Origin of the sequence: Streptomyces sp. NRRL B-24572, assembly GCF_002156145.1 — a bacterium.
In the GTDB taxonomy this organism is placed as follows: Bacteria; Actinomycetota; Actinomycetes; order Streptomycetales; family Streptomycetaceae; genus Streptomyces; species Streptomyces vietnamensis.
In genome coordinates, this window is sequence record NZ_MWIG01000017.1 from 1 (window position 1) to 3,013 (window position 3,013).

Here is a 3,013-nt window from a genome sequence, read left to right on the forward strand (position 1 = left end):
GTGCGGGCCGGTCCGCGCGCGGCGCCGGGCGGGGGCGTACCGGCTCCGGGATGCCGTCCGTCTCCGGGGTGGTGGACCGGTCGGCGATGCGGCGGGCGAGGGCGTCCGGGGTGGGCGCGAGGAGCAGGTCGCGGACCTGGACGTCGGCGCCGAGGCGGGCGCGGATCCGGTTGGCGAGGCGTACGCCGCTCATGGAGTGGCCGCCGATGGTGAAGAAGCCTTCGTGGGGGCCGACCCGGTCGAGGCCGAGCACTTCGGCGAAGAGTTCCCGCAGGGTGTCGGTGTACGGGGCGGGCGGCTCCGCACGTGGGGGTGCGGTCGCCTCGGCGGCGCGCGCGGCGGTGCGGGCGCGCCGTTCGTCCAGGGCGTGCCGGGTCGCGGGGTCGACGAGGCCGTTGTCCCGGATCCGGGCCTCGGGGTGCTCGGCGGCGGCGCGCAGGGCGCGCTCCAGGGCGGCGAGCAGGATGCGGGCGGTGTCCTCGTCGAGTACGTCGCGCGCGTACTCCAGGCCGAGCCGGAGTCCGGCGGGGGCGCCGTCGGTGTCCCGGAGTTCCTCGAAGGCGGCGGTGAGGTCGAACTTGGTGGTGGCCGGTCCTTCGCCGGCGAAGCGGCCCGGGATGGCGCCGAGGTGGAAGGGGCCGCCGTCGGGGCCGGTGGTCCGCAGGGTGAGCATCACCTGGAAGAGCGGGTGGACGCCGGGTGTGCGGGGCGGGTTGAGGTGTTCCACGAGGAGGTCGAAGGGGAGCCGCTGGTGGGCGAAGGCGGCGAGGTCGGTGTCGCGGACCCGGTGCAGGAGGTCGGTGAAGGCGGGGTCGCCGGAGGTGTCGGTGGGCAGCACGAGGGTGTTGACGAAGAAGCCGACGAGCTCGTCGAGGGCCTCGTCGTCGCGTCCGGCGACGGGGGTGCCGAGGACGGTGCGCTCTCCGGCGCCGGCGGCGCGCAGGGCGAGGCCGAGGGCAGCCTGCGCCACCATGAGCAGGCTGGCGTCGTGCTCCTCGGCGAGGCGGACGAGCCGTGCGTGGACGGCCGGTTCGACGGCGGTGGTCACCAGGCCGCCGTCGTGGGCGCGGACGGCTGCCCTGGGCCGGTCGAGGGGCAGGTCGGTCGCGGCGGGCAGGCCGTCCAGGGCCGTACGCCAGTGGTCGAGGCCCCGGGCCACGGGGGAGTCCGGGTCGTCGGCTTCGCCGAGGAGATCGTTCTGCCAGAGCGTGTAGTCGGCGTACTGGACGGGCAGCGGCTCCCGGTCGGGCGCGCGGCCCTCGGCGCGCGCGGCGTAGGCGTGGGCGAGGTCGGTCATCAGCGGTTCGAGGGACCAGCCGTCGCCGGCGACGTGGTGGAGCAGGACGGCCAGGGTGGCGCCGGGGCCGTCGTCCGGCAGGAACAGGGCGACGCGCAGCGGAAGTTCGCGGGACAGGTCGAAGGTCTCTGCGGTGAACTCGGCGATCCGCTCGGCGCGTTCCTCCGCCGGGCACTCGACGGTGCGCAGCCGGACGGCGGTGGGGGCGAGGACGTGCTGGTACGGCTCGTCCTCGGGCGCGAGGAAGACGGTGCGGAGCACCTCGTGCCGTTCGGCGACGTCGGTCACGGCGGCGGCGAGGGCGGCCCGGTCGGGGGCCGTCTCCAGGTCGAGGACGATCGGCATGTTGTAGGCGGCGGACGGTCCGTCGAGCTGGCCGACCAGCCACAGCCGGCGCTGGGCGTGGGAGAGCGGGACGCGGTCCTCGGCGGGCAGGGGTTCCTCGTGGACGACGGGCAGACGCGGGTCGGCCGTGCGCAGCGCCTTACGGTTGATCTTGCCGGAGCTGGTACGGGGCAGGGCGACGACGATCGAGACCGCGGGCACGGCGGCGGCGGGCATGCGCGCGCGTACCCGGTCGCGCAGCTCCTCCGCGTCCGTGCCGCCCTCGGTCACCACGAAGGCGACGAGCCGCTTGACGCCGTCGTCGTCCTGCTGGGCGACGACGGCGGCCTCCCGGACCGCGGGGTGGCCGGCGAGGACGGAGTCGACGGCGGCGGGGTCGATGCGCTGGCCGCCGATCTTCACCTCGTCGTCGAGGCGGCCGTGGTAGAGGATCTGCCGGTCCTCGCCGATGGTGACGAGGTCGCCGGTGCGGTAGGCGCGCTCGCCGTCGAGTGTGGTGAAGCGGCGGGCGTTGAGTTCGGGCCGGTGGAGGTAGCCGCGGGTCAGGCCGCCGCCGAGCAGCCACAGTTCGCCGTCGACGACGGCGGCGCGGACGCCGGGCAGCGGCCGGCCGATGGGGATGGGCCCGGTGTCGTGCCGGCTGAGGTCGGCGACGGTGGCCACGACGGTGGTCTCGGTGGGCCCGTAACCGTTGAGGAGGCGGATCCGGTCGCCGACGAGAGCGCGCCACTGGGCGACGCGCTCGGGCAGGGCGGCCTCGCCGTAGATCATGACGGTGCGCAGGCTGTCGGGGAGTCGGACGGAGCCGGTGGTGAGGACGTGGACGAGCTCGTGCCAGTAGGCGGCGGGCAGGTCGAGGTAGGTGACGCCGTGCCGGGCACAGCCGGCGAGGAGTTCGGCCACGTCGAGCATGTCGTCGGTGCGCAGGACGAGGGTGCCGCCGGCACCGAGGGTCGTGAAGACCTCCTGGATGCTGGCGTCGAAGTGCAGCGGGCTGAACTGGAGGACCGCGTCGTCGGGGCCGATGCCGTACGCGGGGGTGGCGCCGGCGATGAAGTGGGCGAGGGAGTCGTGGGCGACGACCACGCCGTTGGGGGTGCCGGTGGAGCCGGAGGTGTAGATGACGTAGGCCGCGCCCTCTCCGGCGCCGGGGCCGCCGAGGACGAGCTCGCCGTGCCGGGCGACCTCCGCCGGGCTGGGCGCCAGATCGCCGCAGGCGTCCTTCAGGATCGCCTCGTTGCGGGCGTCGGGGGCCTGGACGTCGAGGGGCAGGTAGGCGGCACCGGTGCGGAGAACGGCGAGCAGGCCGACGATGGCGTCGATGCCGCGCGGCCGGCTCGACGCCCACCAGCCGGCCGCGCGGCATCGACG

At 75.5% G+C, this 3,013-nt stretch carries 1 protein-coding gene; it reads right to left on the reverse strand.

Features of this window, described 5'->3' with window-relative positions; translation table 11 throughout:
- A partial coding sequence (locus CCN56_RS00960) for a condensation domain-containing protein (RefSeq protein ID WP_143664385.1) occupies nt 1-3,013 on the reverse strand: 3,013 nt, incomplete at both ends.